4 protein-coding genes are annotated in these 3131 nt (G+C 64.5%); 3 read left to right on the top strand and 1 reads right to left on the bottom strand.

The window, feature by feature from the left end; genetic code table 11:
• From Q7U95_RS02800 to Q7U95_RS02790, 3 genes are all read left to right on the top strand, one after another.
• A partial coding sequence (locus Q7U95_RS02800; RefSeq protein ID WP_308751757.1) for an enoyl-CoA hydratase-related protein occupies positions 1 to 697 on the top strand: 697 nt, incomplete at its 5' end.
• A 42-nt stretch (positions 698 to 739) separates the two neighbouring features.
• On the top strand, positions 740 to 1501 hold the full coding sequence (locus Q7U95_RS02795) for an electron transfer flavoprotein subunit beta/FixA family protein (RefSeq protein WP_308751756.1): 762 nt from the start codon (positions 740 to 742) through the stop codon (positions 1499 to 1501).
• Entirely contained in the window at positions 1501 to 2427 is a 927-nt protein-coding gene (locus Q7U95_RS02790; RefSeq protein ID WP_308751755.1) for an FAD-binding protein, read from the top strand. Before Q7U95_RS02795 ends, Q7U95_RS02790 begins: the two co-directional genes overlap by 1 nt.
• 88 nt (positions 2428 to 2515) lie before the next feature.
• On the opposite strand, the gene Q7U95_RS02785 is transcribed toward Q7U95_RS02790, so the two are convergent.
• On the bottom strand, positions 2516 to 3131 hold a 616-nt coding region (locus Q7U95_RS02785), incomplete at its 5' end, for a hypothetical protein (protein ID WP_308751754.1).

Raw genomic sequence — 3131 nt, 5'->3', positions numbered from 1 at the left:
CGCCACGCTGACGCTGAACCGCCCGGCAGCGCTGAATGCGCTCAACGCCCGCTTGCGCGGCGCGCTGATCCGGGCGCTGTCCGAACTGGATGCGCGCGCCGATATCCGGGTGATCGTCCTGACCGGGGCGGGGCGGGCCTTTTGCGCCGGGCTTGATGTGCGTGAACTGTCCGCCTCGGAACGCGATGTCAGCGCCGAAGTTGCACAGGCCGATATCGGTGCGGCGTTGAGCGCGCTGGAAACGCCGGCGATTGCCGCGGTGAACGGCCCGGCGGTGACCGGCGGCTTCGAGATAGCGATGGCCTGCGACATGGTGGTGGCCGCCGAAAACGCCTGGTTCCAGGATACCCATGCCAGCATCGGCCTGCTGCCCGGCTGGGGCCTGTCGCAGCGTCTTCAACGTGTGATCGGGGCCAACCGTGCGCGCGAGATCGCCCTGACGGCACGGCGCGTCACGGCCGCCGAGGGCGCGGAAATGGGCTTCGTCAACCGCGTGGTGCCCGATGGCGACCTTGGCGCCGCGGCCCGCGCCTTGGCTGATGCCGTGGCGCAATGGAACGGTGCGCATCTGCGCAACATCAAGCATCTGATGAACCGTGGTGGCGAACTTCCGCTGGCCGAAGCGCTGGAATTCGAGCGCCGTGAATCGCGGCGTCTGAACGGCGAAGTAACGCTGGGCGCAGCGCGGCAGGACTGACCCGCAAGGTTCCCTGAAGAACGATCGAAGGAGATGGCAGAGATGAAGGTATTGGTCCCGGTGAAGCGGGTGATCGACTATAACGTGAAGGTCCGGGTCAAGGCGGATGGCAGCGGGGTTGATCTTGCGAATGTGAAGATGTCGATGAACCCTTTCGACGAGATCGCGGTCGAGGAGGCGATCCGGCTGCGCGAGAAGGGTGTGGCCAGCGAGGTTATCGCCGTGTCCATCGGTGTGAAACAGGCTCAGGAAACCCTGCGCACCGCGCTGGCGATGGGCGCTGACCGGGCAATCCTGATCATCGCCGCCGATGACGTGCACACCGATATTGAACCCCTTGCCGTTGCCAAGCTTCTGGCCGCTGTGGTCAGGGAAGAAGAGCCCGGTCTGGTTCTGGCCGGCAAGCAGGCGATCGACAACGACATGAACGCCACCGGGCAGATGCTCTCGGCGCTTCTGGGCTGGAGCCAGGCGGCCTTTGCCTCGGAGGTGACCATCGAGGGCGATCATGCGGTGGTGACGCGCGAGGTTGATGGCGGTCTGCAGACGATCCGCTCGAAGATGCCCTGCATCGTCACGGTGGATCTGCGCCTCAACGAGCCGCGCTATGCCTCGCTGCCCAACATCATGAAGGCCAAGAAAAAGCCGCTCGATGAAAAGACCGCGGCTGATTACGGCGTCGACGTCACGCCGCGGCTGAGCATCGTCAAGACCACCGAGCCCGCCACGCGCAAGGCCGGGGTCAAGGTGGGCTCGGTCGATGAGCTGATTGCGAAACTGAAAGACGAAGCGGGGGTGATCTGATGGGCGTTCTTCTTCTTGCCGAAGTGACCGACGGTCAACTCAACCGCGATGCGACCGCCAAGGCGGTGACGGCGGCGAAGATCGTGGGCGATGTGACGGTGCTCTGCGCCGGGGCGCGCGCGTCTGACGCGGCCGCGGCCGCGGCCACCATCGCCGGTGTGTCGAAAGTGCTCTGCGCCGAGGATGCAAGCCTTGGCCATCGACTGGCCGAGCCGACGGCGGCGCTGATTGCGTCGCTGGCGGGTGATTACAGCCATATCTTCGCGCCCGCCACAACGGATGCCAAGAACATCCTGCCGCGCGTTGCGGCGCTTCTGGATGTGATGGTGATTTCGGATGTCTCGGGCGTGATTGACGCCGAGACCTTCGAGCGCCCGATCTATGCCGGCAATGCCATCCAGACGGTGAAATCGTCGGACAAGGTCAAGGTGGTGAGCGTGCGCACCTCGACATTCGATGTCGCGGGCGAGGGCGGCTCGGCGCCGATTGAAACCATCGCGGTGCCGGCCAATCCGGGCCTGTCGGAATGGGTGGAAGACAAGGTTGCGGCCTCGGACCGGCCGGAACTGACTTCGGCCAAGATCGTGGTGTCGGGCGGGCGCGGGCTTGGCTCGGAAGAGAACTTCGCGATGATCGAAGGGCTGGCCGACAAGCTGGGCGCGGCGGTGGGCGCCTCGCGCGCGGCGGTCGATTCGGGCTATGCGCCCAACGACTGGCAGGTGGGCCAGACCGGCAAGGTGGTGGCGCCGCAGCTTTACGTGGCGGTGGGGATTTCCGGCGCGATCCAGCATCTGGCGGGGATGAAGGATTCCAAGGTCATCGTCGCCATCAACAAGGACGAGGAAGCGCCGATCTTCCAGGTGGCCGATTACGGGCTGGTGGCCGACCTGTTCCAGGCCGTGCCGGAACTGACCGAGAAGCTGTAAGGCCGCCACACAAACACCCAACGGCCCGCCATCACCGGCGGGCCGTTTGCGGTTCAGGCGGAGGGTAGGACCAAGGCGCCCATTAGGCTCAGCCGCGTCCGTGGCGTGACAGACGCGCGGCCAGAAACTCCCGACCGAAGATATTGGCAAGTTCGCTGTATCCAACCCGCCCGTCCGGGGTTTCCCAGCGCATCAGGCTTTGGAAAGCGATATGGGAAGGGTTGAAATTGTCGAACGGATGGGCGGCGACGGTCGTGCCCGTGCAACGATGGACCTTGCCGCGCACATCGGTGACTTCCAGCCAGCAACCCATCGAGATCATGTCGGTTGTGCTGGTCGAGACCTTTGCGCTGACCAGGCCGAAGGTCTCGCCGTTTTCGACGACAAAGCCGAAACGAAGCGATTCGTACGTCATCTCGCCTTCCGCGGCGATGTCCATCTGCACCGCCAGGTGCAGGCCATAGTCATCCCCGAAGCAAGCACTGATGTAGCCTACCGCCCGGCGGCTGACTTCGGTGCGGCGGCTCCAGCTGTGATCCATGCAATCGTAGCAGTTCACATCGTAGCGCTTGCCCCGCAGCGTCAATTCGCCGGTGATGTGCCCGATGGTGTTGAAGTGCCCGGAGGAAAACCGCTCATCACTGGACTTATTGCCCCACTGATCACCGAGCCGGGAGTCGTAGGCGGAACCCTCGGGTTTCGTG

It is taken from the genome of Candidatus Oleimmundimicrobium sp. (genome assembly GCF_030651595.1).
Classification (GTDB): Bacteria; Actinomycetota; Aquicultoria; order UBA3085; family Oleimmundimicrobiaceae; genus JAUSCH01.
Note: the sequence above shows the minus strand (reverse complement) of the source record. Positions and strands in the feature narration are given on the sequence as shown.